Raw genomic sequence first — 26,857 nt, 5'->3', positions numbered from 1 at the left:
GGACCCGTTCGTACCCGTCCTTCCCCCCGCCGACCAAGCCACTACAATGCGGCCTTCCTCTCGTACCGGTCGGGACAACACGTCATGAAATTCCGCTTTCTGCTTTGGATGCTGGGCCGCCTGATGGCCAAGGCCAGCCGCACCAACCCCGAGTTCCAGCAGCAGCTGGGCGACAAGGATCTGACCTTTCAGCTGCACACCTTGGATGGCAAGGTCGCCCGGCACTTCGTGGTGAAAGACCAGCGCGTCACCAGCAAGCGCGGCCCGGCGAGCGAGCCGGCGTTCTCCCTGGGGTTCAAGGATGCCGCCTATGGCTTCGCCACCATGACGGCGAAGAACAAGCAGCTGGCGTTCATGCAGGGGATTCAGAACAAGGACATCCAGATCCAGGGGAACCCGGCGCTGGTGATGTGGTTCCAGGGGCTGACCAAATACCTGAAGCCGAAAAAGAAGAAGTAGTGTCGCCCTGAGCCCGCGATTCGGCGCGCTCATTTCTGGATGTCCGGCACCCGGCTCGTCAGACCCAAGCCTGCACGCCACCTGTGGTGGAAAACGCTGCGCGGCTTCCACCCTGCCGCCTTCCCGGTGCCAGATTCCTACACCTTCCTACGCCCCCTCCCGCCAGACCCTCGCCTCATCCTTCAGCCAGTCCCGAAACGCCACCAGCCCCGCCGACTCCACCTTGCGCTCCGGAATCATCAGGTAGTACGCCCGCGTCTCGCTGCGATAGGCGTGGGGATGCGCCAGCACCAGCCGCCCCTCGGCCAGTTCCCGCTGGATCAGGAACGGCGGAATCAGCGCTACCCCCATGCCGTGCTCGGCCGCCTGCGCCAGCATGGAGAACAGCTCCAGCCGCGGGCCGGTCATGTCGCGGGCGACTTTCAACCCCAGTGAATCGAACCACTGCCGCCAGGCATAGGGTCGGGTGGTCTGCTGCAGCAGCGGCAGTTCGGCCAGGGCTTGGGTCGTGAACGGCTGACCGTCGCCCAGCAGGGCGGGGCTGCAGACGGGCTGCAGGTCCTCGGGCATCAGGTAGTGCGCCTCGGTACCGGACCAGTCGGCATCGCCGAAGTAGATGGCGGCATCGAACTCGGTATCGGCAAAGAGAAAGGGCCGGGTGCGGTTGGTCAGGTTCACCGTGATATCCGGATGCAGCGCCTGAAAATGCCTGAGGCGCGGCACCAGCCACTGGGTGCCAAAGGTCGGCACCACGGCCAGCTGCAGGCTCATCGCGCCCTGCTGGCCCATCACCGACAGCGTGTCGCGCTCCACCGCGTCCAGCTGCGCTGCGATGCGGCGGGCGTAGGACTGGCCGGCGGCGGTGAGCTTCACGCCGCGCCGCGAACGACGGAACAGCGCCAGGCCGAGGAATTCCTCCAGCCCGCCGATCTGCCGGCAGATGGCGCTCTGGGTCAGCGCCAGCTCGTCGGCCGCGCGGGTGAAGCTCTCATGGCGGGCAGCGGCCTCGAAGGCGATCAGCGCGGCGGTGCTGGGAATCTTGCGGCGCATTATGCAAAGACCTCACGGGATAAGCCTCACAATGGCCAAGGAGCTTATCTCGGAGTGAGCGAAACGCACAGTTTGGTGCGAAATCCTCGTTTGCGACGCACCGTTGCGGCGCCTAGGATCAGCTCATCCCGCCCCGCGCCCGCGGTGCCGAAGACAACAAGAGGAGCCTCCCGAATGGCCGGCAAAGCAAGCTTCAACTGGATCGACCCGCTGCTGCTCGACCAGCAGCTGACCGAGGAAGAGCGCATGGTGCAGGCCAGCGCCGCGCAGTTCGCCGCCGACAAGCTGGCGCCGCGGGTGCTGGAAGCCTTCCGCCATGAGCGCACCGATCCGGCGATCTTTCGCGAGATGGGCGAGACCGGTCTGCTCGGCGCGACCATTCCGGAAGCCTACGGCGGCAGCGGGCTGAACTACGTGTGCTACGGCCTGATCGCCCGCGAGGTCGAGCGCATCGATTCGGGCTACCGCTCGATGATGAGCGTGCAGTCCTCGCTGGTGATGGTGCCGATCTTCGAGTTCGGCAACGAGGCGACCAGGCAGAAGTACCTGCCCAAGCTGGCCAGCGGCGAATACATCGGCTGCTTCGGCCTCACCGAGCCGAACCACGGCTCCGACCCTGGCTCGATGGTCACCCGGGCGAAAAAGGTCGACGGCGGCTATCGCCTATCCGGCAGCAAGATGTGGATCACCAACAGCCCGATCGCCGATGTCTTCGTGGTCTGGGCCAAGGATGACGCCGGCGAGATTCGCGGCTTCGTGCTGGAAAAGGGCTGGGAAGGGTTGTCCGCCCCGACGATTCACGGAAAAGTCGGTCTGCGCGCCTCGATCACCGGCGAGATCGTCATGGAAAACGTGTTCTGCCCGGAAGAGAACGCCTTCCCCGACGTGCGCGGGCTGAAGGGCCCGTTCACCTGCCTGAACAGTGCCCGCTACGGCATCAGCTGGGGCGCACTGGGCGCCGCCGAGTTCTGCTGGCACACCGCGCGCCAGTACGTGCTCGACCGCCAGCAGTTCGGCCGGCCGCTGGCGGCCAACCAGCTGATCCAGAAGAAACTGGCCGACATGCAGACCGAGATCACCCTGGCCCTGCAGGGTTGCCTGCGCCTGGGCCGCATGAAGGACGAGGGCACCGCCGCGGTGGAAATCACCTCGATCATGAAGCGCAACAGCTGCGGCAAGGCGCTCGACGTGGCGCGCATGGCGCGCGACATGATGGGCGGCAATGGCATCAGCGACGAGTTCGGCGTGGCCCGGCACCTGGTCAACCTGGAGGTGGTGAACACCTACGAGGGCACCCATGACGTGCATGCACTGATCCTCGGCCGTGCGCAGACAGGCATTCAGGCGTTCTTCTGAAACTGCACCCCTCTCCCAGGAGGAGAGGGTGCTTGCTCCGTCCAATAGCCTTCGAGGTTTCGTCCATGCCCGGCGCCCTGTCCCATATCCGTGTTCTCGACCTGTCGCGCGTGCTCGCCGGGCCCTGGTGCGGGCAGATCCTCGGTGATCTCGGCGCCGAGGTGATCAAGGTCGAGCGCCCTGGCACGGGCGACGATACCCGCCATTGGGGCCCGCCCTATCTCAAGGACCAGCACGGCGAGAACACCTCGGAGGCTGCCTATTACCTGACCGCCAACCGAAACAAGCAGTCGCTGACCGTCGACTTCACCCGGCCCGAGGGCCAGCGCATCATCCGCGAGCTGGTGGCGCAGTGCGATGTGCTGCTGGAGAACTTCAAGGTCGGCGGGCTGGCCGCCTACGGGCTGGATTACGAAAGCCTGAAGGCGATCAATCCGCGGCTGATCTACTGCTCGATCACCGGTTTCGGCCAGGACGGCCCCTACGCCACACGTGCCGGCTACGACTTCATGATCCAGGGCCTCGGCGGGCTGATGAGCCTGACCGGCCGCAGCGATGCGGAGGAGGGCGCCGGGCCGGTGAAGGTCGGCGTGGCGCTGACCGATATCCTCACCGGCCTGTACGCCACCGTTGGCGTGCTCGCTGCGCTGGCACATCGCGAACGCAGCGGCGAGGGCCAGCATATCGACACGGCGCTGCTCGACGTGCAGGTCGCCTGCCTCGGCAACCAGGCGCTCAACTATCTCACCACCGGCGTGGCGCCCAGGCGCATGGGCAATGCCCATCCGAACATCGTGCCCTATCAGGATTTCCCCACTGCCGACGGCGACATCATCCTCACCGTTGGCAACGACGGTCAGTTCCGCAAGTTCTGCGAGGTGGCCGGGCGTCCCGAGTGGGCGGCCGATGCCCGCTTCGCCACCAATCGCGCGCGCGTTGCACATCGCGCCGAACTGATTCCGCTGATCCGCCAGGTCACGGTGTTCCGCACCACGGCCGAATGGGTCAGTGCGCTGGAGCAGGCCGGCGTGCCCTGCGGGCCGATCAACGACCTGGCGCAGGTGTTCGCCGACCCGCAGGTGCAGCATCGCGGGCTGAGCGTGGAGATGCCGCACCCGCTGGCCGACCGCGTGCCGCAGGTGGCCAGCCCGCTGCGGCTGTCCGCTTCGCCAGTGGCGTACCGCAACCCGCCACCACTGCTCGGCGAGCACAGCGAGGCGCTGCTGCAGCGCCTGCTGGGCATGAGCGACGAGCAGATCGCCGGCCTGCGCGCGGCCGGAGTGGTCTAGCCTGGAGGCTATCTAGCTCAGAAGCCTTCCAGCACGATCTTGCCCTTGGCCTTGCCGCTTTCCAGCAGGGCATGGGCGCGGCGCAGGTTGGCCGCGTTGATGGTGCCGAAGTGCTCGCCGAGGGTGGTGCGCAGCACGCCCAGATCGACCAGCTGGCTGACGCGCTGCAGCAGGTGGTGCTGCTCGATCATGTCCGGCGTCTCGAACAGTGAGCGGGTGAACATCAGCTCCCAGTGCAGCGACAGACTCTTGCGCTTGAGCTTCATCACGTCCAGCGGCTGGGCCGGATCGTCGATCAGCGCCAGGCGGCCCTGGGGCGTCAGTGCCTCGACCAGCTGGTCGAAATGCTGATCGGTCTGGGTCAGGCTGGCGACATGGCTGACGCTGGCGAAACCGGCGCGCTGCAGCTCGGCGTGCAACGGCTGGCTATGGTCGATGACATGATGGGCGCCGAGTTCGCGGGCCCAGGACTGGGTTTCCGGACGCGAGGCGGTGGCGATCACGCTGACCTTCGTGAGCTGACGGGCCAGCTGCAGCATGATCGAACCGACGCCGCCGGCGGCACCGACGATCAGCAACTGCTGCCCGGCGCCCTGGCCTTCCACCAGTTGCAGGCGTTCGAACAGCAGCTCCCAGGCGGTGATGGCGGTCAGCGGCAGTGCGGCGGCCTCGCCGAAGCTCAGGCTCCGCGGCTTGCGCCCGACGATGCGCTCGTCCACCAGATGGCGTTCGCTGTTGCCGCCGGCGCGGGCGATGGAGCCTGCGTAGAACACCTCGTCGCCGACCTTGAACAGGCTGACTTCGCTGCCCACCCCGACGACCACACCGGCGACGTCCCAGCCCAGCACCTTCGGCTGACCGCCCTCGGGCTGCGTGTTGCGGCGTACCTTGGTATCCACCGGGTTGACCGAAATGGCGCGCACCTCCACCAGTAGATCGCGCGGGCCGGGTACCGGCTCGGGCAGTTCCACGTCCTGCAGCGCGCGGGGATCGTCAATGGCGAGGGATTCGAAGTAGGCGACCGCTTTCATGCTGTTGCTCCGTATGGATTCGGTTGGGAGGGCATGCTCAGCTATTTGACTCGGCGGAAAAACGGGGTGATAAGCGAGGCTCTTTCAACAGGATTTTGAAAATGCTGCGTATCGACGACCTCCAGCTGTTCGTCCGCACCGCCGACAGCGGTAGCCTTTCCGCGGCCGCGCGCGGGCTCGACGTGTCGCCGGCGGTGGCCAGTGCGGCCTTGAAGCGCCTGGAGGCGAGCCTGGGGGCGCGACTGTTCGCGCGCTCCACCCGCAGCCTGCGCTTGACTGCCGAGGGTGAGGCGTATCTGCTGCATGCCCGGGCGGCACTGGCCAGCCTGCACGAGGGCGCCCAGACCCTCGCTGGCGGGCGCGAGGCGATCCGCGGCGTGCTGCAGCTGTCGGCGCCATCGGACTTCGGTCGCAACGTTCTGCTGCCCTGGCTCGACGAATTCCAGGCGCGCCACCCGCAGTTGCAGCTGCGCCTGCTGCTGGGCGACGGGTTGACCGACCTGTTCCGGCAGCCGGTGGACCTGGTCCTGCGTTACGGTGAGCCGCAGGATTCCAGCCTGGTGGCGCTGCCGGTGGCGGCTGGCAATCGCCGGGTGCTGTGCGCTTCGCCGGCCTACCTGCAGCGCCATGGCGCGCCGCAGCGGCTGGACGAACTGGCCGGGCACAACTGCCTGCGCTTCATGCTCGCCGGACGCGTGCACGACCGCTGGTGCTTTCAGGAAGGGCGCCGCGCGCGCACCGTGCAGGTCAGTGGCGACCGCGTCAGCGATGATGCCGATGTGGTGCGACGCTGGGCCCTGGCCGGCCTCGGGCTGGCCTACAAGTCCTGGCTGGACATCGCCGATGACGTGACGGCCGGTCGCCTGCGGGTGCTGTTGCCGGAGTGCCTCGGCGAAGCAGCGCCACTGGGCCTGCTCTGCGCCCATCGGGCCCAGCTGAGCAAGCCGGTACGGCTGCTCCACGAGCATCTGCAGGCGCGTTGTGCAGCCCTGCTGACGAGGGCACCGTGGGCGCAGCGTGCGGCGGAGGGAGTTTCATCGTCGGCCTGAACTCTTATGGCCCTTGGCTATTCTTATCTGCGTACTGGTTAACAGAATGGACAAGCGCATCATGCAGACGCAGCGTTTTCGAAACACCTGGCAACTGGCGGTTGTCGTCCTCATGTCCTGGCTGCTGGCCGGCTGCGGCATCAATAACATTCCGCGTTACGACGAGCAGGTGAAATCTGCCTGGTCGCAGGTAGAGAACCAGTACCAGCGGCGCGCCGACCTGATTCCCAACCTGGTCGAAACGGTCAAGGGCTTCGCGCGCCAGGAGCAGGAAACCCTCACCGCGGTGGTCGAGGCGCGGGCCCGGGCGACCTCGATCCAGGTCGATGCCAATACCCTCGACGATCCGCAGAAGCTGCAACAGTTCCAGCAGGCACAGAACCAGCTGACCGGCGCCCTCAGCCGCCTGATGGCGGTGTCCGAGCGCTACCCGGAGCTCAAATCCAACCAGAACTTCCTCGCCCTGCAATCACAGCTCGAAGGCACCGAGAACCGCATCGCGGTGGCCCGGCGTGACTTCATCGCAGCGGTGGAGCGCTACAACACCGAGATCCGCACCTTTCCCGGCCGCATCTGGCACAAGCTGATGTACAGCGACATGCCGATCCGCGAGAACTTCGAGGCGACGGCCGAGAACGCCGAGCAGGCGCCGCAAGTGCAGTTTCAATGACGCGCCGGTTTCCGCTGCTGCTGGCCCTGCTGCTCTGGGCCGGCAGCCTGTTCGCGCAGCAGGCCGAGCTGCCGGCGTTGACCGGTCGGGTGGTCGATCGCGCCGAATTGCTCGATACCCAGGCCGAGGCGCGCCTGACCAGCATGCTGGCGGCCCACGAGCAGGCCACCGGCGAGCAGGTGGTGGTGGTCACCGTACCGGACCTGGGCGGGCGCAGCATCGAGGAATTCGGCCTGGAGCTGGGTCGCACCTGGGGTATCGGGCAGGAGGGCGAGGACAACGGCGCACTGCTGATCGTCGCCCGTGACGACCGCAAGATCCGCATCGAGGTCGGCTACGGGCTGGAGGATCGCCTGACCGACGCGCAGTCTTCGGTGATCATCAACCGGGTCATCGCGCCGGCCTTCCAGCGCGGCGACTTCACGGCCGGCATCACCGAAGGCACGCAGGCGATCATCACCGTGCTCGGCGGCGATCCGCTGCCGGCGGAGCTGCGGCCGGTCATGCCGATGGGCCAGCAGGAACCCGGTGGCTTCGGCGTGCTGGCGTTCTTCCTGATGCTGGTGGCGATCTTCGTGCTCGGCGGTGGCCGTGGCGGTCGCGGCGGTGGACGTCGCGCCCTGCTACTCGGCGCGCTGCTCGGTGGCATGGGGCGCGGAGGTGGCTTTGGCGGTGGCGGTTTCGGCGGCGGAGGCTTCGGTGGAGGCGGTGGTGGCTTCGGTGGCGGCGGCGCTTCCGGTGGCTGGTAAACGGACGATGGACGAACGATGACCTTACTCAGCGAAAGCGAACTGCGGCAGGTGGCCGAGGCGATCGAGCGCGTAGAGCGCAGCACCGACGCCGAACTGGTGACGGTGCTCGCCGCGCAGGCCGACGACTACCACTACATCCCACTGCTCTGGGCCAGCCTGATCGCGCTGCTGCTGCCTGGTGCATTACTGTTCTTCAGCGGCTGGCTGAGCGCCTGGCAGCTGCTGTTGGTGCAATGGGCGACCTTCATCGTGCTGGCGCTGCTGTTCAGGCTACCCGGGGTGACCAGCCGACTGATTCCGCGTTCGGTGCGCTGCTGGCGCGCCTGCAATCTGGCGCGGCGGCAGTTCATCGAACTCAATCTGCACCACACCGAGGCCGATACCGGCGTGCTGATCTTCGTCTCCGAAGCCGAACGCTATGTGGAAATCCTGGTGGATCGCGGTATCTCAAGCCGCATCGACAACGCCGCCTGGGAATCCATCGTCGGCTGCTTCACCGAGCGGGTGAAGCAGGGACAGGTGCTCGAAGGTTTCCTCGGTTGCATCGAAGCCAGCGGTGCACTGCTGGCGCAGCATGTACCCAAGACCCACGAGCGCAACGAACTGCCCAACCGCCTGGTGCTGCTGCCTTAGCGTCACGCAAGGGGAGAGGCGTGCATTGCCTCTCCCCGTCACTCCCTTCCTTCACTGCATGCGCCGCTGCTCGGCCAGCATCAGGCGCTCGCGCTGCAACGCACGAGCGAGACCCTGCTGGCCCGCACGCTGGGTGGCGACGATCAGCGTCTGGTCGATCAGGTCTCGCTGGGCGTGGCTGCCGCCGAACAGCTGCGCCTGATTGCGGATGCCCCGCAGCCGATCGACGCAGCGCGCATGGTCGCCCTCGACGAAGGCTTCGACCGCCTCGACTCCCGGAGCGCCGACCAGGGCGGTAAAGCGTGCATTGTCGTCAGCGCGCCCGCAGGCCCGCCGCTGTGCGTCGTGCAACAGGTCGAGCAGGTCGTCGCGACCGGCGCAGGCGAAGGCCATCGCCGCATGGAAGTCGTTGAAGGCGTAGCAGCCATCCGCGGCCATCGCCGCCCAGCGCTCGGCCACGCCGGACCAGCGCTGGCCGACCTCCACCCCGCGCAGCTGCAGGCGCCACAGCAGCGCGCTGGCGTCGATCAGCTCCAGCGCCAGGGTGCTGCCGTGGCCGTTCAGCGGGCCGTCGAACAGGGCCAGGACGCTGTCGAAGTCGTCCATTTCCAGATGGTGCAGCGCCAGGTGCCACCAGTTGTGCACGGCGAGCATGCTGTCCTGCTGCCAGGCCGGATTGCCGCGTATCCAGGCGATGCCTTCCTCGCGCCGCCCCTGCATTTCCAGTACATGCGCAACGGCGTGCTGGGCCCAGGCATCGTCGGGCTGCAGTGCCACCGCTTCACGGCCCAGGCGCTCGGCAAGGCGGTAGTCGCCGCTTTCCTCGAGGCCGAACGCGTACAGCCCGAGCAGGGCGTGGTAGCCCGGCATTTCCAGCGACCAGTCCGGCAGTACGCGGGCGATGCGGTCGCGCAGCATGCGGGCGTCGCCGGTGAAGAAGTCGATCTGGTGGCCGGCCTGCAGGGCGAGCAGGTCGTGGGGGTAGTCGACGCTGAGGTCTTCCAGCGCGCGGCCGGCGGCGTACCAGCGGCCATCCATGAGCAGCCCCAGGGCGTGCAGGTGACGGGCTTCCCGCTCGTTGTGTGGCAAGGCCAGGGCGCGGTCACGCGAGGCCCGGGCCACCGGGAGGGCAGCTGCCTCCGTGCCAAGCAGATAGAGCCAGGCGTGCAGGACATGGCCCATCACCAGTTCAGGCGAGGCCTGCAGCGCGGCCTCGGTGGTTGCCAGCGAGGCGGCGTGCAGGCAGCGGAATTGCGCCAGCGCCTGGTCGAGCAGGGCCTGCGCCGCGCCGTTGCAGCCGGTCAGTTGGTACCCGTGTGCGTCTTTCATTGTTCTATGCTCCATGAGTCCGGTTCGTTGGTGTCGGCCAACGCGCCAGTACTCGGGGTTACGCTTGCTTTGCACCCCAGTCATCCTGGAAACAAAACGGCTATTTCCGCCATGGCCCGCTCCGAGATCGCCGAACGTCCGCCATTGACCGTCGCCCTGCTGGCGACGCCGGACAGCACGGCCTCGACGCTCTTCGGCCTCTATGACCTGCTGCTTGGCACCCGTCGCGACTGGCAGCAGCTGATGCACCGCTGCGATGTGGCGTCGCCGTTCCGGCCACTCATCGTCAGCCGTGACGGCGGGCTGCTGCGGGTCTATAACGACATTCCGGTCCAGCCCCATGCGAGCCTCGCCGAAGCTCCGCCGGCGGACGTGGTGATCGTCAGCAATCTAGCCGTCAGCCCCTGGGAGCCCTTGGACGAGCGCTATGCGCCCGAGGCGCAATGGCTACGCGAGCGCTACGCGGCCGGGGCGACGCTGGCCGCGGCCTGCTCGGGGGCGATGCTGCTGGCGCAGACCGGGCTGCTGGCCGGTTGCGAAGGCACCTCGCACTGGGGTTACTGCGATTGCCTGCGCCGCGAGTATCCGGACGTGCACTGGCATCCGGACAAGGCGCTGGTCAGTACCGGCATCGGCCAGCGCCTGGTGATGTCCGGCAGCGGCAGCAGCTGGCACGCGCTGGGGCTGTTTCTCATCGCCCGTTTCGTCGGTGCGCGCGAGGCGATGGAAGTGGCGCGGCTGAACCTGTTCGACTGGGACGCCACCAGCCCGTTGGCCTACGCGGCGATGATGCGCACCGGTCAGCTGGCCGATCCGATCATCGCCCGCTGCCAGGAATGGGCCGCACAGCATTACGAGGAGGAGGCGCCGGTGAGTGCCATGGTGCGCATCAGCGGCCTGCCGGAGCGCACCTTCCAGCGCCGCTTCGCCCTGGCCACCGGGCTGACGCCGCTGGACTACATCCACACCCTGCGTCTGGAGGAGGCCAAGCAATTGCTAGAGAGCGGCGAGCTGTCGGTGGAGGCGATCGCCTGGGAGGTGGGCTATCAGGATGCGGGCTTTTTCGGCCGGCTGTTCCGGCGCAAGGTCGGCCTGACCCCGGCACAGTACCGCCGACGCTTCGGCGTGCTGTCGCGGCGTCTGGCCGGTATCGCCACGCTGCAGGAGGAGCGGGCGCCGGCCTTGCACTGAGCGGGCCGGCACCCGGTTATACCCGACTCAGAGCCGGGTCGGGCCTTCGTCGTCCTCGTCCGGCGAGACCACCGGAGCCAGTTCGAAACGGTCGGCCCCCTCCATGGCGCTGGCGGCGACACGGTCGATGCTGCTCAGCGCATGGCCGATGATGGAGCTGACGCTGGCTTCGTGATGCTGCGCCGGCAGTCGCTCGATGGCCGCCAGCACGTCTTCGCCCGGCACGGTTTCTTCGGCCAGCAGCTTGTCGGCGATCTCATCCAAGGCCGGCTTCAGACGCTGCAGCAAGGCGATGCAGTCGCTGTAGAGCTGCTGCAGCAACTGGTCGGCGGCGCGGATGGACTCGCCGGAATCGAACTCGATATGGGCGTCGCGCACGGCCTGCAGGCTGAGCAGCGAGCCGTTCGGTCCCATGCCCAGCGCGCCGACCATCGACAGGGCGATCTTCGAGGCTTCCTGCAGATCCTGGCCTGCGCCGGAGGAGACTTCGTGGAAATACAGCTGCTCGGCACCGCGCCCGGCCAGCAGCATCTGGATGCGGTTGCGCAGCTCGGAATACATGTGCAGGCGCTTGTCCTCCACCGGCGTCACCAGGGTCACGCCCAGTGCCTGGCCGCGTGGCAGGATGGTGACCTTCTCCACCCGGCCGACATTCAACGCCGCGGCCACCAGCGCGTGGCCGGCCTCGTGCACGGCGATGCGCTTGCGGTCGGTGGGCGACATCGGCGTCACGCCGGACGGCTGCTCACCGATGCGGCAGGTTTCCACTGCATCGACGAAGTGCGCCATGTCCACCTGCCGCGCGCCGGTACGGGCGGCCAGCAGCGCGGCATGGTTGGCGATGTAGGCGATCGCCGCCGGCGTCAGGCCGACGGTATTGCGCGCCAGCTGCGGGAAATCCAGGTCGTCGGCGGCGTTGAGCTTGCCGGCGTAGAGGCGGAACAGCGCCTCGCGGTCATCCAGTCCCGGCAGGCCGACGGCGATGGAGCGGTCGAAGCGGCCTTCGCGCACCAGCGCCGGGTCGAGCGAGTTGGGGAAGTTGGTGGCACCGAGCACCAGCACGCCGCTGGCGCCGTCGAAGCCGTCCATCTCGGCGAGGAACTGGTTGATGATGCGGTTGCTCTCGGCATCGCTGGAACGTGTCTGCTCGGCGCGCTTGCCGATGCCGTCGATCTCGTCGATGAAGATGATGCACGGCGCCTGCTTGCGCGCGGTGCGGAACAGCGCCTTGACCTTCTGGATGCCGACGCCGAAGTACATCGAGGAGAAATCGCTGCCGGTGACCTGGATGAAGCTGGCATTCGATTCACTCGCCAGCGCCTTGGCCAGCTGGGTCTTGCCGGTGCCCGGCTCGCCGGTCAGCAGCACGCCCTTGGGTGGGCGGGCGCCGAGACGCGCATAGGCGCCCGGGTCACGCAGGTAGGCGGTGACGTCGCTGAGCGCCTGCTTGGCCTCGGCGGCGCCGATCACGTCGGCGAAGGTGATGCCGCTGCCCTTGCGCTGCACCTCGAAGCTGCGCGTCTTCATGGCGAAGAAGATTGCCGCGCCGAGCAGCAGCAGGGCGATCGGCGAGTAGGGCAGCAGGTAGGTGTAGAAGGGCTTTTCCGCGTCGGTCTGGAACATCGCCAGCGGGAACAGCTCGCCGTTGCTCTGCGCGTACTGCTCGAGCAGCAATCCAGCCACGCGTCCGGACTGGTCCGGCACCCAGTAGCGCAGGCCGTCGTGCAGGCTGACGTAGACCGCATCCTTGCCCAGCGCGGCGCTGGCGATGCTGGCGCCACGCAGGTCGGCCAGCAGTACCGAGAGATCGCGGCGATTGGCCTGCCAGGGGGCGGTGGACTCCTGCAGGGCTTCGAGCATGCTCGCCGCCGCGCCAGTGGCTGGCGTCGACGGCGCGGCTGGGCGCAGCTGCCAATAGGCCACGCAGGCGGCGATCAGCAGAAGCAGGAAAACGGAGAGCACAGGGCCGCGACGACCTTGTAGCAGACGTGGTGTTTTCATTTCACATCCAATCGGGAAGGCCCGATGTTTCGACAAACCACCGCCCGCAGGCGGACCACAGTTGTTGTGCGGGAAACCCGCGGCGCCAAAGGTATGGCGCGCCACAGTTCGGATGTGTTGGATGCGATTTATATGCCCGACTGTGTCTCGGATCGGCAGACTCCGATAGCCGGCGAGAATACGGCAAGTGCCACCATGGGGGCGGCTGTGCGACGAACGGACGGCAGGTTTTCGACGAATGACCGTTCGCGCCGGGAACGAAATCGTCGCTGCACAAGCACGGCAGGGCTGCTGGTGCAGCGCCATTGCGTCGACGCGCCGCAGCGGCACGTGCCACATAAGTGACCGGCTGCAGAGATTGCCGCGCAAGGGCCTGTTACCGTTCGACGCCGCATGGACGTCCGTCACGCTCCGTTGCGGACATGCGACACACTGCCGACAGCCGACCCTGCCACGATGCCGGGCGCGCTCATAAAAACAACGTTCGATCGACCCGAGACTTCAACATGCCAACCCGCAACAAGACCCTGCGCTCTGCCGTTCTGGGCGCGCTGTTCGCACTACTCCCGTTCGCCTCGGCCAACGCCCAGGATACGGTCAACCTGCTCACGCAGAACTTCCCGCCGTTCAGCATGGCCAATGACGGCAAGAACTTCGCGAAGGAGGAGGCCATCAGCGGCATCGACGCCGAGGTTGTGGCCGCTCTGTTCAAGCGTGCCGGCATACCCTACACGCTGACCCTGCGCTTCCCCTGGAGCCGCCTGCAGCAGCTGGCGGAAAAAACGCCCGGCTTCGCCGTGTTCTCCCTCAGCCGTACGCCTGAGCGTGAGCCGAAATACAAGTGGGTCGGCCCGCTCAGCGAGATCCAGATCGTGCTGCTCAAGCGCCCCGACAGCCCGATCCAGATCTCCAGCCTGGAGGAGGCCCGGCAGTACCGCATCGGCTCGAAGGACGGCAGCGTCGGCAGCCAGTACCTGATCAGCCGGGGTATCGAGGTGCAGAGTTCGCTGATCGATACGCCGGCCAAGCTGAAGGCCGGCCAGTTCGATCTCTGGGCGACCACCAACCCCTCCGGCGAATACGAAGCCAAGCAGGCCGGCGTCGGCCCGCTGGCGGTGGCCCTGACCCTGAGTCGGGTCGACCTCTACCTGGCGATGAACAAGGAAACTCCCGACGAGGTCGTCGAGAAGCTTCAGCGCACCCTCGATCAGATGAAGCAGGAAGGCCTGCTGCAACAGGCTGCGCGCCGCTACGTGAACTGAAGTGAGCCCGCGCCGCGGGGGCGGCGCGACGGGCTTCAGCGCCGCTCGGAAATCGTCCCTGCGCTCAGCGCTCCGGGCTGCGCACCGAAATGCTCGAGCATGAAGTTGGCCAGCTCCGCCACTTCCCGATCGTTGAAGTGCCGGTTGAAGGCCGGCATCAGGTGATGCCCGCTGGGACCGTGCAGGGCGTCGCCATCGAGGATGACCCTGACCAGATTCAGGCCCTGCGGGTCGTTCAGCGTGCGCAGGCCGCGCAATGCGGCGTAGTCGCTCTGGCGGCCGCTGCCGTCCCACTGGTGGCAGCTGGCGCAGGCGTCGGCGAAGAGCTTCTGCCCCAGCGGGTGCTGGCTTTCGGCGGGCGGCTGATTGGCCAGTGAGCGGGCTTCGGGGCGTTTCACGTCCGCCGGCTGGGCGGGCACCGATTTGAGATAGACGACCATGGCCTGGATATCCTCGGGTGTGAGGTGGCGCAGGCTGTGGTTGACCACCTCGGCCATCGGCCCGCCCGCCACGCCGTAGCCCGGTGCGACGCCGGTAGCTAGGTAAGCCGCCAGGGCTTCGTCCGGCCAGCCGCCGATGCCGCTCTGCTCGTCGCCGGTGATGTTCCAGGCGGCCCAGCCCTGGATGGTCGCGCCACCGAGCGCCTTGGAGCTCTGCTTCGCCTGCATGACGTTGCGTGGCGTATGGCATTCACCGCAGTGCCCCGGCCCTTCCACCAGGTAGGCGCCGCGGTTCCATTGCTCGGACTGCTGCGGGTCCGGCTCGAAGCGTTCGTCATCGAGAAACAGCAGGTTCCACAGGGCGATGCCCCAGCGCTGGTTGAACGGAAAGCCGATGTCGTTCTCCCGGTTCGGTTGGTTCACCGGTTCCAGGCTGAACAGGTAGGCCTTGATGGCGAGGATGTCCTCGCGCGGCATCAGGGTGTAGGAGGTGTAAGGAAAGGCCGGGTAGTAGTGGCGGCCATCCGGGCCGACGCCCTTCTGCATGGCCTCGACGAACTCATCGTCGGTCCAGTTGCCGATGCCGGTTTCCTTGTCCGGCGTGATGTTGGTCGAGTACAGCGTGCCGAACGGCATCTCCACCGGCAGGCCGCCGGCGTAGGGCTTGCCACCTTCGGTGACGTGGCAGGCCAGGCAGTCCGCGGCGCGGGTCAGGTATTCGCCGCGTTCGAGCAGGGCGTCGTCCGCCTGCTGCGCCAAGGCCGCCGTGCCGAACAGGGCCAGGGCAGCGCCCAGCAGGCTGCCGGTTGTGAATCGATTGTTCATGCTGGGACTCCTCAGATCACGTAGTAGCCGGCGCGCGCCAGCGGCAGGCGGCGGATGCGCGTGCCGTTGGCGGCCGCCAGGGCGTTGACCAGCGCTGGGGCGATCATCGCCGTGCCGGCCTCGCCGACCCCGCCGGGCGCCTCGCGACTTTCGACGATGTAGGTTTCCACTGGCGGCGCATCACTGATGCGCAACTGCCGGTAGTCGTGGAAGTTGGTCTGCTCGACGCGGCCCTCGCGCACGGTGATTTCGTTGAACAGCGCGGCCGACAGACCGAACAGGGTGCCGCCCTCGATCTGCGATTTGACCGATACCGGGTTCATCACCTGCCCGCAGTCGATGGCCACCACCAGTCGCTTGAGCCTGATGCCCTTGTCCTCGCTGACCTGCAGCTCGACCACGGTGGCGAGAAAGCTGCCAAAGACCTCCTGCACGGCCACGCCGCGACCGTGCCCGGCCTCGAGCGGTTCGCCCCAGCCGGCCTTTTCCGCAGCCAGACGCAGAACGCCCTGGGCACGGGGATGGCTGCCGAGCAGGGCCATGCGGTAGTCGACCGGGTCCTGCTCGGCGCTGCGGGCCACCTCGTCGATGAAGCTTTCCAGCATGTAGGTACTGCGCAGCGGGCCGACGCCGCGCCACCAGGACTGGTGCAGTGCCCGGGGTGGTACCGGCACGTAGTTCACCCGCAGGTTCGGCATCGCGTAGATCGGATGCATGGCGACTTCCACCGCATCGCCGTCCAGGCCATTCTCCGGCACCGCCTCGGGCGCGAAACGGGCCAGCACCGAGGCGCCAGCGATGGTGTGGCGCCAGCCCTGCAAGCGACCTTCGGCATCCAGCGCGGCAGCGAAGCTGTCGATGTAGTGCGGGCGGTACATGTCGTGGGTGGTGTCTTCCTCGCGGGTCCAGGTCAGCTTGATCGGATAATCGACCTGCGCCGCGATCGCCACCGCCTGGCTGATGAAGTCCACCTCCAGCCGCCGGCCGAAGGCGCCGCCGATGAGCTGGTTGTTGACGATCACCTGCTCGGCCGGGCGCCCGGCGGCCTCGGCGGCGGCCGTCTGCGCGCGCACCGGCACCTGGGTGCCGACCCACAGCTCGACGGCGTCTGCGCGCACCTCGGCGACGCAGGTCATGGGCTCCAGCGCGGCGTGGGCGAGGAAGGGCATTTCGTATTCGGCTTCGAAGGTGTTGGCTGCGTCCTTCAGTGCTGCATCGATGTCGCCCTGCTCGTTGGCGATGGCGCCGGGCTTGTCCAGCGCCTCCCTGATCTCGCGCTCCATCTGCGCCGAGTCGATGCCGGCGTTGCCGCCCAGCGCCCAGTCGATCTCCAGTGCGCGCACGCCGGCGAAGGCGGCCCAGGTGTGCTCGCCGATGACCGCCACGGCATTGTCCAGTCGCACCACCTCGATGACCCCCGGGATCTGCCGGGCCGCGCGTTCGTCGACCTCGCGCAGGGTGCCGCCGAGCACCGGGCAGGCGCGGATCGAGGCGTACTTCATGCCCTGCACCACCAGGTCGATGGTGAAGCGCGCGGTGCCGTCGACCTTGGCCGGTGTGTCCAGGCGCCGGGTCGGCTTGCCGATCAGCCTGAACTGATCGGCCGGCTTGAGCGGAATGTCTTCGGGGACGGGCAACTTCGCGGCGTCCTCGACCAGCTCGCCATAGCCGAGGCTCTGGCCGTCCGGGCCCAGTACGCGGCCATTCTCGGCGCGCAGCTGATCGGCGCCCAGCTGCCAGCGCTGGGCCGCGGCCTGGATCAGCAGCAGGCGCGCCGCCGCGCCGGCCTGGCGCAGCGGCTCCCAGTTGCTGCGGATCGAGGTCGAGCCGCCGGTGGCCTGGAAATTCAGCAGCTTGTCGTTGTAGATCTGCTCGTTCGGCGGGGCTTCCTTGAGGGTGATCTGCTCGAGGCCGATCTCCAGCTCCTCGGCGACCATCACCGCCAGGCCGCTCTGCGCGCCCTGGCCCATCTCGATCTTCGGCACGGTGAAGGTGACCTGGCCGTCGCGGTCGATGCTGATGAAGGCATCCAGCGCCGTGGCGTTGGACATCGGCTGGTCTTCCGGGCCTTCGTTCAGGATCTGCTCGGCGAAGCTGCGTCCGGCGAACGGCAGGGTGAAGCCGATCACCAGCCCGCCCAGGGCGAGGCTGCCGACCTTGAGCAAGGTGCGGCGCGAAGGGGACTGCAGGGTCGTGTCGGGTTGGCTCATCTCGCGCCTCCTCATGCCTGGGCGACGCGCTTGATGGCGCTGCGGATGCGGGTATAGGTGCAGCAGCGGCAGAGGTTGCCGGCCATGCCCTGGTCGATGGCGCGGTCGTCGGGCTGCGGGTTTTGCTCCAGCAGGGCAACGGCGGACATGATCTGCCCGCACTGGCAGTAGCCGCACTGCACCACCTCATCCTCCAGCCAGGCCTGCTGCACCTTGCGGCCGAGCTCCGTGTTGCCGATGCGTTCGATGGTCACCACCTTGCGGCCCTTCACCTCGCCGACCGGCAAGACGCAGGCGCGCGCCGCCTGGCCATCCAGGTGCACGGTGCAGGCGCCGCACTGGGCGATACCGCAGCCGTACTTGCTGCCGGTGAGCCCTAGCACGTCGCGCAGGACCCAGAGCAGGGGCATGTCTTCGGGCACGTCGACCTGCAGGTCGGTGCCGTTGATGGAAAGCGTCAGCATGGAACGGGGACCTCACGTCAGGCTCGGAAACGGCGCGCTTATGTCTGGTTGGATGCGCGCGTTAGATCGAGACAACGGGAGCGGCAAAAATCGCGAAATTTTTCTGCTCCGCGCAGCCGGCGCCATGGCATTTGCGAAGCGCTGCCAGCGGTGGAGCGCAGAAAACGGAACGCTGCGGGATTTTTTGCCGATTTGGACTGCCTTAGTTCTCTGGAGTCGAGCGGGACCCTTCCCTTGTGCAATTCTGTCGATTCGAGAGCTTCGATGACCTGTCTGGATCATTACATGCGCGCGTTCTGCACGTTGGCGGCCGTCTGGCTGGTGCCGGCCTTCGGCAGCACCTTGCCCGAGCCCGTCGGCCACGTGGCCCGTGTGGAGGGTGCGGCCTTCGTCAGCAGCCGCGGCCATACCAATGCGGCCAAGGTCGGCCAGGCGATCATCCCGGGCGTTGCCCTGAGCACCGGTGCCGAGGGTGGGCTGGGGGTGATCATGGGCGACGGCAGCGTGTTGTCGTTCGGCCCGGACAGCGAGCTGACGCTGGACGATTACCGCTTCGCACCGGCGAGCGATGAGCTGCGTCTGCGCGCGACGCTCAACCGCGGCACGCTCAACCTGATCGCTGGCGACATGGCTCGGCTCGATCCCCAGGCCATCGCCGTCGAGACCCCGGAGGGCCGGGTCGGAGTGCGTGGCGGGCAGGTGCTGCTGAAGGTGAAACCGTGAAAGCCCGGTTGATGAGCGGCACGCTGCTGCTGGCAATGGCCGCGCTGGGCGGCTGCGCGCAGCATTCCTACGTGATGCTGGCGGATGATTCGGGCGGGCGTGGCGCTGCCGTGCTGGGCGACGAACAACGGGTGCTGGACATGCCGGGGCAGGGCATGGCGATTGCTCCTGGCGGGCAGGCCTTTGCGGTGTCGGACATGCAGCGCAAGGCCGATTTCGCCAAGGCGCTTTCGGCGCAGCCTGCATTGCCGGAGCGTTTCACCTTCCATCTGGCGCCTTCCAGCGAATTGGATGCCGGTGCGGAGCAGCTGCTGGACAGCGTGCTGCTTGCCGCGCGCCGCCGGGATTATCCGGTGGTTACCGTGATCGGCCATACCGACACCCTGGGCCACCGTGCCGCCAACGAGCAGGTCGGCATGCGCCGAGCCCAGCGCATGGCCGAGCTGCTGCGCGCCCGGGGGCTGGAGGCAATGGAGCTGCGGGTGGAGTCCCACGGCGAGCGCAACCTGCTGGTGGCGACGCCGGATGCCACCGCCGAACCGCGCAATCGGCGGGTCGAGGTGCTGGTGCGCTGAAGGGCACCGGCGCGGCGCGGGCCACGCCGGCTGGAGCGGGTCAGTCGATGACCAGGATCGCGTCCATCTCGACCTGCGCGCCTTTCGGCAGCGCAGCAACGCCAATGGCGGCGCGCGCCGGATAAGGCTGCTGGCAGTAACGACTCATCACCTCGTTGACGGTGGCGAAGTTGCCGAGGTCGGTGAGGAAAATGTTGAGCTTGGCAATGTCCTTCAGCGAGCCGCCAGCCGCTTCGGCCACCGCCTTGAGGTTCTCGAACACCTGCACGGCCTGCGCCTCGAAGCCTTCCACCAGCTCCATGGTCTTGGGGTCCAGCGGGATCTGCCCGGACAGGTAGACGGTGTTGCCGGCCTTGATGGCCTGGGAGTAGGTGCCGATGGCGGCCGGGGCCTTGTCGGTGTTGATCACGGTCTTGCTCATGGAAACTCCTCTGGGAATTGGGCAACGGGCAGCCAGCATAATGGCTGATGCCGGCAGCGGCCACCCGCGACAGTCGTCTGGGTGGGCAAGTATCAGGGCAGGCGGGCGCGGCGGGGCGACAGCACCGCCGCCGTGAGCGGGGTAGGCGATCAGGCCTTGACGCGGGTGATGCGGGTGACGCCCTTGATGGTGCGCAGCTTCTTGATCACGCGGGCCAGATGCACGCGGTCATGCACACTGACCACCAGCTGGACCACGCTGATGCGGCCGTCGCGCTCGTCCATGCCGATCTTCTCGATATTGCCGTCGGCGGCATTGACGCTGCCGGCGAGCAGGGCGATCAGGCCGCGCTGGTGCTCCAGTTCGACGCGCAGTTCGACGTTGAACTCGCCGGTGACGTCCTTGGACCAGGACAGCTGGATGCACTTGTCCGGATTGTGGCGGACGTCGGCGATGTTCCGGCAGGTTTCCAGGTGCACCACCATGCCCTTGCCGGCCGACAGGTGCCCGACGATGGGGTCGCCGGGGATCGGTGTGCAACACTTGGCGTAGTTGAGTACCAACCCTTCGGTGCCGCGGATAGCCAGCGGCCCTTCGAGCGCTGGTGCCTGTTCGTCGTCCCGGGCAATCAGACGCCGGGCGATGACATAGGCCATGCGGTTGCCCAGGCCAATGTCTTCCAGCAGGTCCTCGACGTATTCCATGTGGTATTCGGCAAGCACCTGCTGGATGCGCTCGGGGCTGATCTTGTCCAGGCTCGTCTCGAAACCGCTGAGGGCCTTGCTCAGCAGCCGCTCGCCGAGATTGATGGACTCCGAGCGGCGCTGCAGCTTGAGCGCATGGCGAATGTGTGTGCGCGCCTTGCCGGTGACGACGAAATTCAGCCACGCCGGGTTCGGCCGAGCCCCCGGTGCGGTGACGATCTCCACCGTCGAGCCGCTTTCCAGCGGTTGCGACAGCGGCGCCAGGCGACGGTTGACGCGGCAGGCGATGCAGGTGTTGCCGACATCGGTGTGCACCGCGTAGGCGAAGTCGACCGCGGTGGAACCCTTGGGCAGTTCCATGATGCGGCCCTTGGGCGTGAAGACGTAGACCTCGTCCGGGAACAGGTCGATCTTGACGCTCTCGATGAATTCCAGCGAGTTGCCGGCGCGCTGCTGCAGCTCCAGCACGCCCTTGACCCATTGCCGTGCGCGGGCGTGGGTGCCCTTGGGCACTTCATCCTCGTTGGATTTGTACAGCCAGTGCGCGGCGATGCCGTTGTTGGCCATCTCTTCCATTTCGCGTGTGCGGATCTGGATCTCGATGGGCACGCCGTGCATGCCGAACAGGGTGGTGTGCAGCGACTGGTAACCGTTGGCCTTGGGGATCGCGATGTAGTCCTTGAATCGCCCTGGCAGCGGCTTGTACAGGCTGTGCACCGCGCCGAGCACGCGGTAGCAGGTATCGACCTTGTCCACCACGATGCGGAAGGCATAGACGTCCATGATCTCGTGGAACGCCTTGCGCTTGCCGCGCATCTTCTTGTAGATGCTGTACAGGTGCTTCTCGCGACCCAGCACCTCGCCTTCCAGACCATCGCGCTCGAGGCAGTGAATCAGCGACTGCTCGATCTTCTCGACGATCTCGTTGCGGTTGCCGCGAGCGCGGCGCACCGCGGCGCGGATACGCTCGGAGCGCATCGGGTGCATGGCTTTGAAGCCGAGGTCCTCGAACTCCACGCGCATCGTGTGCATACCGAGGCGATTGGCGATCGGTGCGTAGATTTCCAGGGTTTCCTTGGCGATGCGCCGGCGTTTCTCGCCGGCCAGCACCTCCAGGGTGCGCATGTTGTGCAGGCGGTCGGCGAGCTTGACCAGGATCACGCGGATGTCGCGGGCCATGGCCATGGCCATCTTCTGGAAATTCTCGGCCTGGGCCTCGGCCTTGGTCTCGAAGTTCATCTGGGTCAGCTTGCTGACCCCATCGACCAGCTCGGCGACGGTTTCGCCGAACTGGGCGACCAGAGCTTCCTTGGGAATGCCGGTATCCTCGATGACGTCGTGCAGCATCGCGGCCATCAGGCTCTGATGGTCCATGTGCATGTCGGCGAGGATATTGGCTACCGCGAGGGGATGGGTGACGTAGGCTTCACCGCTGCGCCGGCGCTGCCCGTCATGGGCCTGCTCGGCATAGAAATAGGCTCGGCGAACCAGGTTGACCTGGTCCGGGCCGAGATAGGTCGACAGGCGATCCGCGAGTGCGTCTATGGCTGGCAAGGTCGTACTCCCTGCCGGCTGACTTCGATCTTCTCGGTTCGACTTCGACCTGGCATTTAATCAGATGGCCTCGTTCGGCTCTTCCTCGTACTGGGTGAAGAGCGGTTCATCGTCAACGATTTCGTCCTGAGCAATGACATCGTAGTCGACCAGGCCGGAAGCGATCTCGCGCAGCGCGACAACGGTAGGCTTGTCGTTTTCCCAGGCCACTTTCGGCTCCTTGCCGCCGGTCGCCAGTTGACGTGCGCGCTTGGTGGCAAGCATGACCAGCTCGAAGCGGTTATCAACGTTGTCCAGGCAGTCTTCAACGGTAACGCGGGCCATGGTGTTCCTCGTGATCAGTAACGGTAGAGCATGCCCGGATGGGCGAGCGGACGGAGTAGTCTAAAAAATCACCAGCCGTAATGGAAGCGCTGTTTCTCAGGCGGTAGCGCCGTGCCGGCTTACGCCAGCAATTCGCTGAGCAGGCGCGCATGGCGCTGCTGCTGGGCCTGCTGCTTGAGCTGATTGGCGCGGAAGATCGACTGCAGATCGATCAGCGCGTGGGCGAAGTCGTCGTTGATCACCAGGTAGTCGTACTCGACGTAGTGACTCATCTCGCTGACCGCTTCGCGCATGCGCTTCTCGATGATCTCGTCGCTGTCCTGGCCGCGGTTGTTCAGGCGCTGGCGCAGGGCCTCCTGGGTCGGCGGCAGGATGAAGATCGATTTCGCCTGGGGCATCAGCCGGCGCACCTGCTGCGCGCCCTGCCAGTCGATCTCGAGGATCAGGTCGTAGCCCTCGGCCAGCGTCTGTTCCAGCCAGCGCTGGGAGGTGCCGTAAAGATTGCCGAACACTTCGGCGTGTTCGAGAAACTCGTTGCGCTCCAGGCGCGCGAGGAATTCGTCGCGGCTGACGAAGTGATAGTTGACCCCGTCTACCTCACCCGGACGCATGGCGCGGGTGGTGTGGGAGACCGACACCCGCACCTGCGGCTGTGCATCGACCAGGGCCTTGACCAGGCTGGTCTTGCCGGCCCCGGAAGGCGCGGAAACGATATAGAGCGTACCGGTGGTGGCGGACATGACGGCTTCCTGGAAAACGCTGTGGGACAAAAAATAGACCAGCCGCAACGGCTGCTGGCAGTTATTCGAGGTTCTGTACCTGTTCGCGCATCTGCTCGATGAGGACTTTCAGGTTTACCGCGGCCTGAGTGCTGCGCGGGTCGAAGGCTTTCGAGCCGAGGGTGTTGGCCTCGCGGTTGAGTTCCTGCATGAGGAAGTCGAGGCGGCGCCCGGCGGCACCGCCGGCCTTGAGCACCCGCCGCACTTCGCTGACGTGGGTGCTCAGGCGATCGAGTTCCTCGGCGACATCGCTCTTCTGCGCCAGCAGAACCATTTCCTGCTCGAGGCGCTGCGGATCCAGCTCGGCACGCACCTCGCTGAAACGGTCGAGAATCTTCTGCCGCTGGGCGGCGAGCATCTGTGGCACTTGCTCACGCAGCGTGGCGACTTCCTCGAGGATGCTGTCCAGGCGTTCGCCGAGCAGCTTGGCCAGCTCCTCGCCCTCGCGGCGGCGACCTTCCTTGAGCTGTTCCAGTGCCTTGTGGAACAGTTCGAGTGCGCTCTGGTTGAGCGCTTGCGGATCGAGTGCATCGCCGACCAGTACACCAGGCCAGCCGAGCACCTGCAGCGGATCAATGGCAGCAGGCTGGCGGATCAGCGCGGCAACGCTTTCAGCGGCGGCGATCAGCTGGCTGGCGCGCTCCTGATCGACCTGCAGGTTGCCGCGCTGGCTTTCCTCCGCGAAGCGCAGGGTGCATTCCACCTTGCCGCGCGAGAGCCCTTTGCGCAGGGCATCGCGCGCCTGGCCTTCGAGGTCGCGAAAGGCTTCCGGCAGGCGCAGGTGCGGCTCCAGATAGCGATGATTGACCGAGCGGATTTCCCAACTGAGGGTGCCATGGGCGCCGGCCTGCTCGCTGCGGGCAAAGGCCGTCATGCTGTGGACCATCGGGTTAACCTCTCGGATGCGGACTGCGAAAGGCGGAGGATTGTAAAGGAAACCGGCAATCGCTGCAGAGACGACCGGACTGTCGCGACCCTTTCCCGGCCAAGGGGCTCTATAATGCCGCTCACATTCTTCTCTAGCAGGACCTACCCATGAAGCGACCCAGTGGCCGTGCCGCCGATCAGCTGCGCTCGATCCGCATCACCCGCAACTACACCAAGCATGCCGAAGGCTCGGTGCTGGTGGAGTTCGGTGATACCAAGGTGATCTGCACAGCCAGCATCGAGACAGGCGTACCGCGCTTCCTCAAGGGGCAGGGCCAGGGCTGGCTGACCGCCGAATACGGCATGCTGCCACGCGCCACGGGTGAGCGTAACCAGCGCGAAGCGGCGCGGGGCAAGCAGGGCGGACGTACCCTGGAAATCCAGCGTCTGATCGGCCGTTCGCTGCGGGCCGCGCTGGACATGAGCAAGCTCGGCGAGAACACCCTGTACATCGACTGCGACGTGATCCAGGCAGACGGTGGTACGCGCACCGCCTCGATCACCGGCGCCATGGTGGCAGTGATCGACGCCCTCAAGGTGCTGAAGAAGCGCGGCGGTCTGAAGGGCGGCGATCCGGTCAAGCAGATGATTGCCGCCGTATCGGTCGGCATCTATCAGGGCGAGCCGGTGCTCGATCTGGACTATCTGGAAGACTCGGCTGCCGAAACCGATCTGAACGTCGTGATGACCGACGCCGGTGGCTTCATCGAGGTTCAGGGCACGGCCGAGGGCGCGCCGTTCCATGCCGACGAGCTCAACGCCATGCTGGCGCTGGCACACGATGGTGTGCGTCAGCTGTTCGAACTGCAGCGCGCGGTGCTGGCGGACTGAGCGAGAGGTAAGGCGAAATGAGCGATCAGGATCTCGTGCCGTTGCCCAGCCGCGAAGCGCGTCAGTGGGCGATGTTCTGCCACTACTCGGCGTTCTTCTGGTTCCTGGCGCCGATGATCGGCAACGTGCTCGGCCCGCTGATCGTCTGGCAGTTGAAGAAGGACATGGACCCCTTCGTCGACCAACAGGGCAAGGAGGCGCTGAATTTCCAGCTGACCTTCAGCCTTGCGATGATGATCTGTGGCGTGCTGGCCTGGATCCTCATCGGCTTTCCGCTGATGGTGCTGGTGAGCGTGGTGGCGCTGGTGCTGGTGGTGATCGCCGGCATCCGTGCCAACGAAGGCAAGCCCTATCGCTACCCCTTCTGCTGGCGGATCGTCAGATAGGACGGTTTCGATTCCCTGACAGCTGAACGGCGGCCGACACATCGCGTGTCGGCTGCCGTTGCGAATCGCGTATTACAGGCTCAGCGTCCAGTCGTAATCGACGATCAGCGGAGCGTGCTGCGAGAAGCGCGGTTGGCGCGGCAGGCGGGCGCTGCGCACGAAGCGGCGCAGGCCTGAGGTCAGGATCTGGTAGTCGAAGCGCCAGCCGAGGTTGAGCATCTCGGCCTGCTCGGTATCCGGCCACCAGCTGAACAGGTCGCCTTCGCGATTGACCTCGCGCAGCGCGTCTATATAGCCCATGTTGCCGAAGATCTCATCCAGCCAGGCGCGCTCGGGCGCGAGGAAGCCCGGATCCTGCTGGCAGTCGCGCCAGTTCTTCACGTCCAGCTTCTGGTGGGCGACGTACAGCGAGCCGCAGTAGATGTACTCGCGGCGCTTGCGGCGCTGCTTGTCCAGATAGTGGGCGAAGTCATCCATGAACTTGAGCTTGTGGTTCAGGTTGGCATCGCCGCCCTGACCCGAAGGCACCAGCAGGCTGGCGATACTGACCTTGTCGAAGTCGGCCTGCAGATAACGCCCGTAGCGATCCGCCGTCTCGAAGCCCAGACCGGTGATCACGGCTTTGGGCTGCAGCCTGGAATAGAGCGCCACGCCTCCCTGCTCCGGAATCTCGGCATCGCAGGCGTAGAGGAAGTAGCCATCCAGTTGGTAGGCGGGGTCGTCGAGTTCCAAGGCGGAGGCGCGGGTATCCTGCAGGCAGATGACATCGGCATTCTGCGCTTGCAGCCAGCTGAGCAATCCCCGCTGTGCCGCCGCTTGAATGCCATTCACGTTGACGCTGATGATCCGCATAAATGGCCCCTAAAAACACGTGCGTGTATGATAACCCAAGCTCTTCGCAATTAGCTAAAACAGTGGTTTTCCGGGAAATTTCTTCATGCAGGCGTACCAGCGCGAGTTCATCCGCTTCGCCATCGAGCGCGGCGTTCTGCGTTTCGGTGAGTTCACCCTCAAGTCGGGGCGTACCAGTCCCTATTTCTTCAATGCCGGCCTGTTCAACAGCGGCAGCGCGCTGGCACAGCTCGGGCGGTTCTATGCCTCGGCGGTGATCGAGAGCGGCCTGGATTTCGACGTGATCTTCGGTCCGGCCTACAAGGGCATCCCGCTAGGCGCAGCCACGGCCATCGCGCTGGCCGAGCAGCATCAGCGTGACCTGCCGTGGTGCTTCAACCGCAAGGAAGCCAAGGATCACGGCGAGGGCGGCACCTTGGTCGGCGCCCCGCTGACTGGCCGCGTGCTGATCGTTGACGACGTGATCACCGCCGGCACCGCCATCCGTGAAGTCATGCAGATCATTCGGGCACAGAATGCCGAGGCGGCAGGTGTGCTGATTGCCCTGAATCGGCAGGAAAGAGGGCAGGGCGAGCTGTCGGCGATTCAAGAAGTTGAACGTGATTATCGAATGCCGGTGATCAGTATTGTGTCCCTGGAGCAAGTGCTGGAATATCTCGCCGATGATGTTCAGCTGAAACAGCACCTGCCCGCGGTTCAGGCTTATCGCGAGCAGTACGGAATCTGACCCAGGGTAGGTATTGCACATGCGTAGATCGGTAGCCACTCGA

General features: G+C 66.2%; 27 protein-coding genes. 14 read left to right on the top strand and 13 right to left on the bottom strand.

The window, feature by feature from the left end; all coding sequences use genetic code 11:
- Positions 1 to 84: 84 nt before the first annotated feature.
- Complete coding sequence (locus ACVRRC_RS01010) at positions 85 to 459, top strand: SCP2 sterol-binding domain-containing protein (RefSeq protein WP_020306777.1); 375 nt, start codon at positions 85 to 87, stop codon at positions 457 to 459.
- A gap of 147 nt (positions 460 to 606) precedes the next feature.
- Here the strand turns inward: ACVRRC_RS01010 and ACVRRC_RS01005 are convergent, their stop codons facing one another.
- The gene (locus tag ACVRRC_RS01005; protein WP_279643130.1) at positions 607 to 1,509 is read right to left on the bottom strand and encodes a LysR family transcriptional regulator; all 903 of its coding nucleotides are present in this window, start codon (positions 1,507 to 1,509) and stop codon (positions 607 to 609) included.
- A gap of 174 nt (positions 1,510 to 1,683) precedes the next feature.
- Here ACVRRC_RS01005 and ACVRRC_RS01000 point away from each other — a divergent pair, with 174 nt between their 5' ends.
- Together ACVRRC_RS01000 and ACVRRC_RS00995 are read left to right on the top strand one after the other, a co-directional pair.
- A complete protein-coding gene (locus ACVRRC_RS01000) occupies positions 1,684 to 2,865 on the top strand; it encodes an acyl-CoA dehydrogenase (RefSeq protein WP_111481758.1) in 1,182 nt (393 codons plus the stop codon).
- A 65-nt stretch (positions 2,866 to 2,930) separates the two neighbouring features.
- Positions 2,931 to 4,154, top strand: a complete 1,224-nt coding sequence (locus tag ACVRRC_RS00995; protein WP_472996756.1) for a CaiB/BaiF CoA transferase family protein — start codon at positions 2,931 to 2,933, stop codon at positions 4,152 to 4,154.
- A 17-nt stretch (positions 4,155 to 4,171) separates the two neighbouring features.
- Here ACVRRC_RS00995 and ACVRRC_RS00990 read toward each other — a convergent pair whose 3' ends face one another.
- On the bottom strand, positions 4,172 to 5,185 hold the full coding sequence (locus tag ACVRRC_RS00990; protein ID WP_061373846.1) for a zinc-binding alcohol dehydrogenase family protein: 1,014 nt from the start codon (positions 5,183 to 5,185) through the stop codon (positions 4,172 to 4,174).
- A gap of 101 nt (positions 5,186 to 5,286) precedes the next feature.
- On the opposite strand from ACVRRC_RS00990, the gene ACVRRC_RS00985 reads away from it, so the two are divergent.
- Genes ACVRRC_RS00985 through ACVRRC_RS00970 form a run of 4 tightly spaced genes read left to right on the top strand, consistent with a single transcriptional unit; the run spans position 5,287 to position 8,289 of the window.
- Entirely contained in the window at positions 5,287 to 6,234 is a 948-nt protein-coding gene (locus ACVRRC_RS00985; protein WP_019407005.1) for a LysR family transcriptional regulator, read from the top strand.
- 46 nt (positions 6,235 to 6,280) lie between these two features.
- Entirely contained in the window at positions 6,281 to 6,904 is a 624-nt protein-coding gene (locus ACVRRC_RS00980; RefSeq protein WP_017246143.1) for a LemA family protein, read from the top strand.
- Positions 6,901 to 7,653, top strand: a complete 753-nt coding sequence (locus ACVRRC_RS00975; protein WP_013981578.1) for a TPM domain-containing protein — start codon at positions 6,901 to 6,903, stop codon at positions 7,651 to 7,653. The genes ACVRRC_RS00980 and ACVRRC_RS00975 overlap by 4 nt, the downstream gene beginning before the upstream one ends.
- An 18-nt stretch (positions 7,654 to 7,671) precedes the next feature.
- Positions 7,672 to 8,289: a TPM domain-containing protein gene (locus ACVRRC_RS00970; protein ID WP_011911684.1), complete on the top strand. Its 618-nt coding sequence runs from the start codon at positions 7,672 to 7,674 to the stop codon at positions 8,287 to 8,289.
- Positions 8,290 to 8,340: 51 nt separating this feature from the next.
- Here the strand turns inward: ACVRRC_RS00970 and ACVRRC_RS00965 are convergent, their stop codons facing one another.
- Positions 8,341 to 9,618, bottom strand: a complete 1,278-nt coding sequence (locus ACVRRC_RS00965; RefSeq protein WP_472996519.1) for a tetratricopeptide repeat protein — start codon at positions 9,616 to 9,618, stop codon at positions 8,341 to 8,343.
- A gap of 111 nt (positions 9,619 to 9,729) precedes the next feature.
- Here ACVRRC_RS00965 and ACVRRC_RS00960 point away from each other — a divergent pair, with 111 nt between their 5' ends.
- Positions 9,730 to 10,809, top strand: a complete 1,080-nt coding sequence (locus ACVRRC_RS00960; RefSeq protein ID WP_013981580.1) for a GlxA family transcriptional regulator — start codon at positions 9,730 to 9,732, stop codon at positions 10,807 to 10,809.
- Positions 10,810 to 10,836: 27 nt separating this feature from the next.
- Here ACVRRC_RS00960 and ACVRRC_RS00955 read toward each other — a convergent pair whose 3' ends face one another.
- Positions 10,837 to 12,810 (bottom strand): AAA family ATPase, encoded by a 1,974-nt coding sequence (locus tag ACVRRC_RS00955; protein ID WP_017246146.1) that lies wholly within the window; start codon positions 12,808 to 12,810, stop codon positions 10,837 to 10,839.
- Positions 12,811 to 13,316: 506 nt separating this feature from the next.
- Between ACVRRC_RS00955 and ACVRRC_RS00950 the strand changes: the two genes are divergently transcribed.
- A complete protein-coding gene (locus ACVRRC_RS00950; protein WP_013981582.1) occupies positions 13,317 to 14,072 on the top strand; it encodes a substrate-binding periplasmic protein in 756 nt (251 codons plus the stop codon).
- A 35-nt stretch (positions 14,073 to 14,107) separates the two neighbouring features.
- Here ACVRRC_RS00950 and ACVRRC_RS00945 read toward each other — a convergent pair whose 3' ends face one another.
- From ACVRRC_RS00945 to ACVRRC_RS00935, 3 genes are read right to left on the bottom strand one after another with little or no spacing between them, the layout of a single operon-like run.
- Positions 14,108 to 15,337, bottom strand: a complete 1,230-nt coding sequence (locus ACVRRC_RS00945) for a c-type cytochrome (RefSeq protein ID WP_472996518.1) — start codon at positions 15,335 to 15,337, stop codon at positions 14,108 to 14,110.
- Positions 15,338 to 15,348: 11 nt separating this feature from the next.
- Positions 15,349 to 17,547 carry a xanthine dehydrogenase family protein molybdopterin-binding subunit gene (locus ACVRRC_RS00940; protein ID WP_472996517.1) on the bottom strand — a complete coding sequence of 733 codons (2,199 nt, stop codon included), beginning with the start codon at positions 17,545 to 17,547 and terminating at the stop codon, positions 15,349 to 15,351.
- Between the two features lie 11 nt (positions 17,548 to 17,558).
- Entirely contained in the window at positions 17,559 to 18,011 is a 453-nt protein-coding gene (locus ACVRRC_RS00935) for a (2Fe-2S)-binding protein (protein ID WP_011911691.1), read from the bottom strand.
- Positions 18,012 to 18,275: 264 nt separating this feature from the next.
- Here ACVRRC_RS00935 and ACVRRC_RS00930 point away from each other — a divergent pair, with 264 nt between their 5' ends.
- Both ACVRRC_RS00930 and ACVRRC_RS00925 read left to right on the top strand, forming a co-directional pair.
- Positions 18,276 to 18,734: a FecR domain-containing protein gene (locus ACVRRC_RS00930; protein WP_013981585.1), complete on the top strand. Its 459-nt coding sequence runs from the start codon at positions 18,276 to 18,278 to the stop codon at positions 18,732 to 18,734.
- Positions 18,735 to 18,745: 11 nt separating this feature from the next.
- Positions 18,746 to 19,309, top strand: a complete 564-nt coding sequence (locus tag ACVRRC_RS00925; RefSeq protein ID WP_472996755.1) for an OmpA family protein — start codon at positions 18,746 to 18,748, stop codon at positions 19,307 to 19,309.
- A gap of 40 nt (positions 19,310 to 19,349) precedes the next feature.
- On the opposite strand, the gene ACVRRC_RS00920 is transcribed toward ACVRRC_RS00925, so the two are convergent.
- The 5 genes from ACVRRC_RS00920 to ACVRRC_RS00900 form a co-directional block, all read right to left on the bottom strand.
- Entirely contained in the window at positions 19,350 to 19,730 is a 381-nt protein-coding gene (locus ACVRRC_RS00920) for a RidA family protein (protein ID WP_011911694.1), read from the bottom strand.
- Positions 19,731 to 19,879: 149 nt separating this feature from the next.
- Positions 19,880 to 21,988 (bottom strand): bifunctional GTP diphosphokinase/guanosine-3',5'-bis pyrophosphate 3'-pyrophosphohydrolase, encoded by a 2,109-nt coding sequence (gene spoT, locus ACVRRC_RS00915; protein WP_013981587.1) that lies wholly within the window; start codon positions 21,986 to 21,988, stop codon positions 19,880 to 19,882.
- Between the two features lie 60 nt (positions 21,989 to 22,048).
- Complete coding sequence (gene rpoZ, locus ACVRRC_RS00910) at positions 22,049 to 22,312, bottom strand: DNA-directed RNA polymerase subunit omega (protein ID WP_003295433.1); 264 nt, start codon at positions 22,310 to 22,312, stop codon at positions 22,049 to 22,051.
- Between the two features lie 119 nt (positions 22,313 to 22,431).
- Positions 22,432 to 23,052, bottom strand: coding sequence for a guanylate kinase (gene gmk, locus ACVRRC_RS00905; RefSeq protein ID WP_014595655.1), 621 nt, complete (start codon positions 23,050 to 23,052; stop codon positions 22,432 to 22,434).
- Positions 23,053 to 23,113: 61 nt separating this feature from the next.
- Positions 23,114 to 23,977, bottom strand: coding sequence for a YicC/YloC family endoribonuclease (locus ACVRRC_RS00900; RefSeq protein ID WP_340065737.1), 864 nt, complete (start codon positions 23,975 to 23,977; stop codon positions 23,114 to 23,116).
- Positions 23,978 to 24,126: 149 nt separating this feature from the next.
- Between ACVRRC_RS00900 and rph the strand changes: the two genes are divergently transcribed.
- Both rph and ACVRRC_RS00890 read left to right on the top strand, forming a co-directional pair.
- Positions 24,127 to 24,849, top strand: a complete 723-nt coding sequence (gene rph, locus ACVRRC_RS00895) for a ribonuclease PH (RefSeq protein WP_013981593.1) — start codon at positions 24,127 to 24,129, stop codon at positions 24,847 to 24,849.
- 17 nt (positions 24,850 to 24,866) lie between these two features.
- On the top strand, positions 24,867 to 25,235 hold the full coding sequence (locus tag ACVRRC_RS00890) for a DUF4870 domain-containing protein (RefSeq protein WP_011911699.1): 369 nt from the start codon (positions 24,867 to 24,869) through the stop codon (positions 25,233 to 25,235).
- Positions 25,236 to 25,307: 72 nt separating this feature from the next.
- On the opposite strand, the gene ACVRRC_RS00885 is transcribed toward ACVRRC_RS00890, so the two are convergent.
- Positions 25,308 to 26,087 (bottom strand): exodeoxyribonuclease III, encoded by a 780-nt coding sequence (locus ACVRRC_RS00885; RefSeq protein WP_011911700.1) that lies wholly within the window; start codon positions 26,085 to 26,087, stop codon positions 25,308 to 25,310.
- An 85-nt stretch (positions 26,088 to 26,172) separates the two neighbouring features.
- Here ACVRRC_RS00885 and pyrE point away from each other — a divergent pair, with 85 nt between their 5' ends.
- Entirely contained in the window at positions 26,173 to 26,814 is a 642-nt protein-coding gene (gene pyrE, locus ACVRRC_RS00880) for an orotate phosphoribosyltransferase (protein WP_013981594.1), read from the top strand.
- Positions 26,815 to 26,857: the final 43 nt, after the last annotated feature.

The organism is Stutzerimonas sp. LR2 (assembly GCF_055755175.1).
The sequence above is the reverse complement of the archived record's forward strand: the minus strand, read 5'-3'. Positions and strand labels throughout refer to the sequence as shown.

Coding starts and splice junctions, on each gene's coding strand:
- gmk (WP_014595655.1), bottom strand. CDS start 23,052: ATGTCCGCCACCACCGGTACGCTCTATATCGTTTCCGCGCCTTCCGGG.
- ACVRRC_RS00975 (WP_013981578.1), top strand. CDS start 6,901: ATGACGCGCCGGTTTCCGCTGCTGCTGGCCCTGCTGCTCTGGGCCGGC.
- ACVRRC_RS00920 (WP_011911694.1), bottom strand. CDS start 19,730: ATGAGCAAGACCGTGATCAACACCGACAAGGCCCCGGCCGCCATCGGC.
- ACVRRC_RS00940 (WP_472996517.1), bottom strand. CDS start 17,547: ATGAGCCAACCCGACACGACCCTGCAGTCCCCTTCGCGCCGCACCTTG.
- ACVRRC_RS00935 (WP_011911691.1), bottom strand. CDS start 18,011: ATGCTGACGCTTTCCATCAACGGCACCGACCTGCAGGTCGACGTGCCC.
- ACVRRC_RS00995 (WP_472996756.1), top strand. CDS start 2,931: ATGCCCGGCGCCCTGTCCCATATCCGTGTTCTCGACCTGTCGCGCGTG.
- ACVRRC_RS00945 (WP_472996518.1), bottom strand. CDS start 15,337: ATGAACAATCGATTCACAACCGGCAGCCTGCTGGGCGCTGCCCTGGCC.
- ACVRRC_RS00885 (WP_011911700.1), bottom strand. CDS start 26,087: ATGCGGATCATCAGCGTCAACGTGAATGGCATTCAAGCGGCGGCACAG.
- ACVRRC_RS01000 (WP_111481758.1), top strand. CDS start 1,684: ATGGCCGGCAAAGCAAGCTTCAACTGGATCGACCCGCTGCTGCTCGAC.
- ACVRRC_RS00930 (WP_013981585.1), top strand. CDS start 18,276: ATGACCTGTCTGGATCATTACATGCGCGCGTTCTGCACGTTGGCGGCC.
- ACVRRC_RS01010 (WP_020306777.1), top strand. CDS start 85: ATGAAATTCCGCTTTCTGCTTTGGATGCTGGGCCGCCTGATGGCCAAG.
- ACVRRC_RS00980 (WP_017246143.1), top strand. CDS start 6,281: ATGGACAAGCGCATCATGCAGACGCAGCGTTTTCGAAACACCTGGCAA.
- ACVRRC_RS00955 (WP_017246146.1), bottom strand. CDS start 12,810: ATGAAAACACCACGTCTGCTACAAGGTCGTCGCGGCCCTGTGCTCTCC.
- ACVRRC_RS01005 (WP_279643130.1), bottom strand. CDS start 1,509: ATGCGCCGCAAGATTCCCAGCACCGCCGCGCTGATCGCCTTCGAGGCC.
- ACVRRC_RS00900 (WP_340065737.1), bottom strand. CDS start 23,977: ATGGTCCACAGCATGACGGCCTTTGCCCGCAGCGAGCAGGCCGGCGCC.
- ACVRRC_RS00965 (WP_472996519.1), bottom strand. CDS start 9,618: ATGAAAGACGCACACGGGTACCAACTGACCGGCTGCAACGGCGCGGCG.
- ACVRRC_RS00960 (WP_013981580.1), top strand. CDS start 9,730: ATGGCCCGCTCCGAGATCGCCGAACGTCCGCCATTGACCGTCGCCCTG.
- ACVRRC_RS00890 (WP_011911699.1), top strand. CDS start 24,867: ATGAGCGATCAGGATCTCGTGCCGTTGCCCAGCCGCGAAGCGCGTCAG.
- pyrE (WP_013981594.1), top strand. CDS start 26,173: ATGCAGGCGTACCAGCGCGAGTTCATCCGCTTCGCCATCGAGCGCGGC.
- ACVRRC_RS00990 (WP_061373846.1), bottom strand. CDS start 5,185: ATGAAAGCGGTCGCCTACTTCGAATCCCTCGCCATTGACGATCCCCGC.
- ACVRRC_RS00925 (WP_472996755.1), top strand. CDS start 18,746: ATGAGCGGCACGCTGCTGCTGGCAATGGCCGCGCTGGGCGGCTGCGCG.
- ACVRRC_RS00970 (WP_011911684.1), top strand. CDS start 7,672: ATGACCTTACTCAGCGAAAGCGAACTGCGGCAGGTGGCCGAGGCGATC.
- ACVRRC_RS00985 (WP_019407005.1), top strand. CDS start 5,287: ATGCTGCGTATCGACGACCTCCAGCTGTTCGTCCGCACCGCCGACAGC.
- ACVRRC_RS00950 (WP_013981582.1), top strand. CDS start 13,317: ATGCCAACCCGCAACAAGACCCTGCGCTCTGCCGTTCTGGGCGCGCTG.
- rpoZ (WP_003295433.1), bottom strand. CDS start 22,312: ATGGCCCGCGTTACCGTTGAAGACTGCCTGGACAACGTTGATAACCGC.
- rph (WP_013981593.1), top strand. CDS start 24,127: ATGAAGCGACCCAGTGGCCGTGCCGCCGATCAGCTGCGCTCGATCCGC.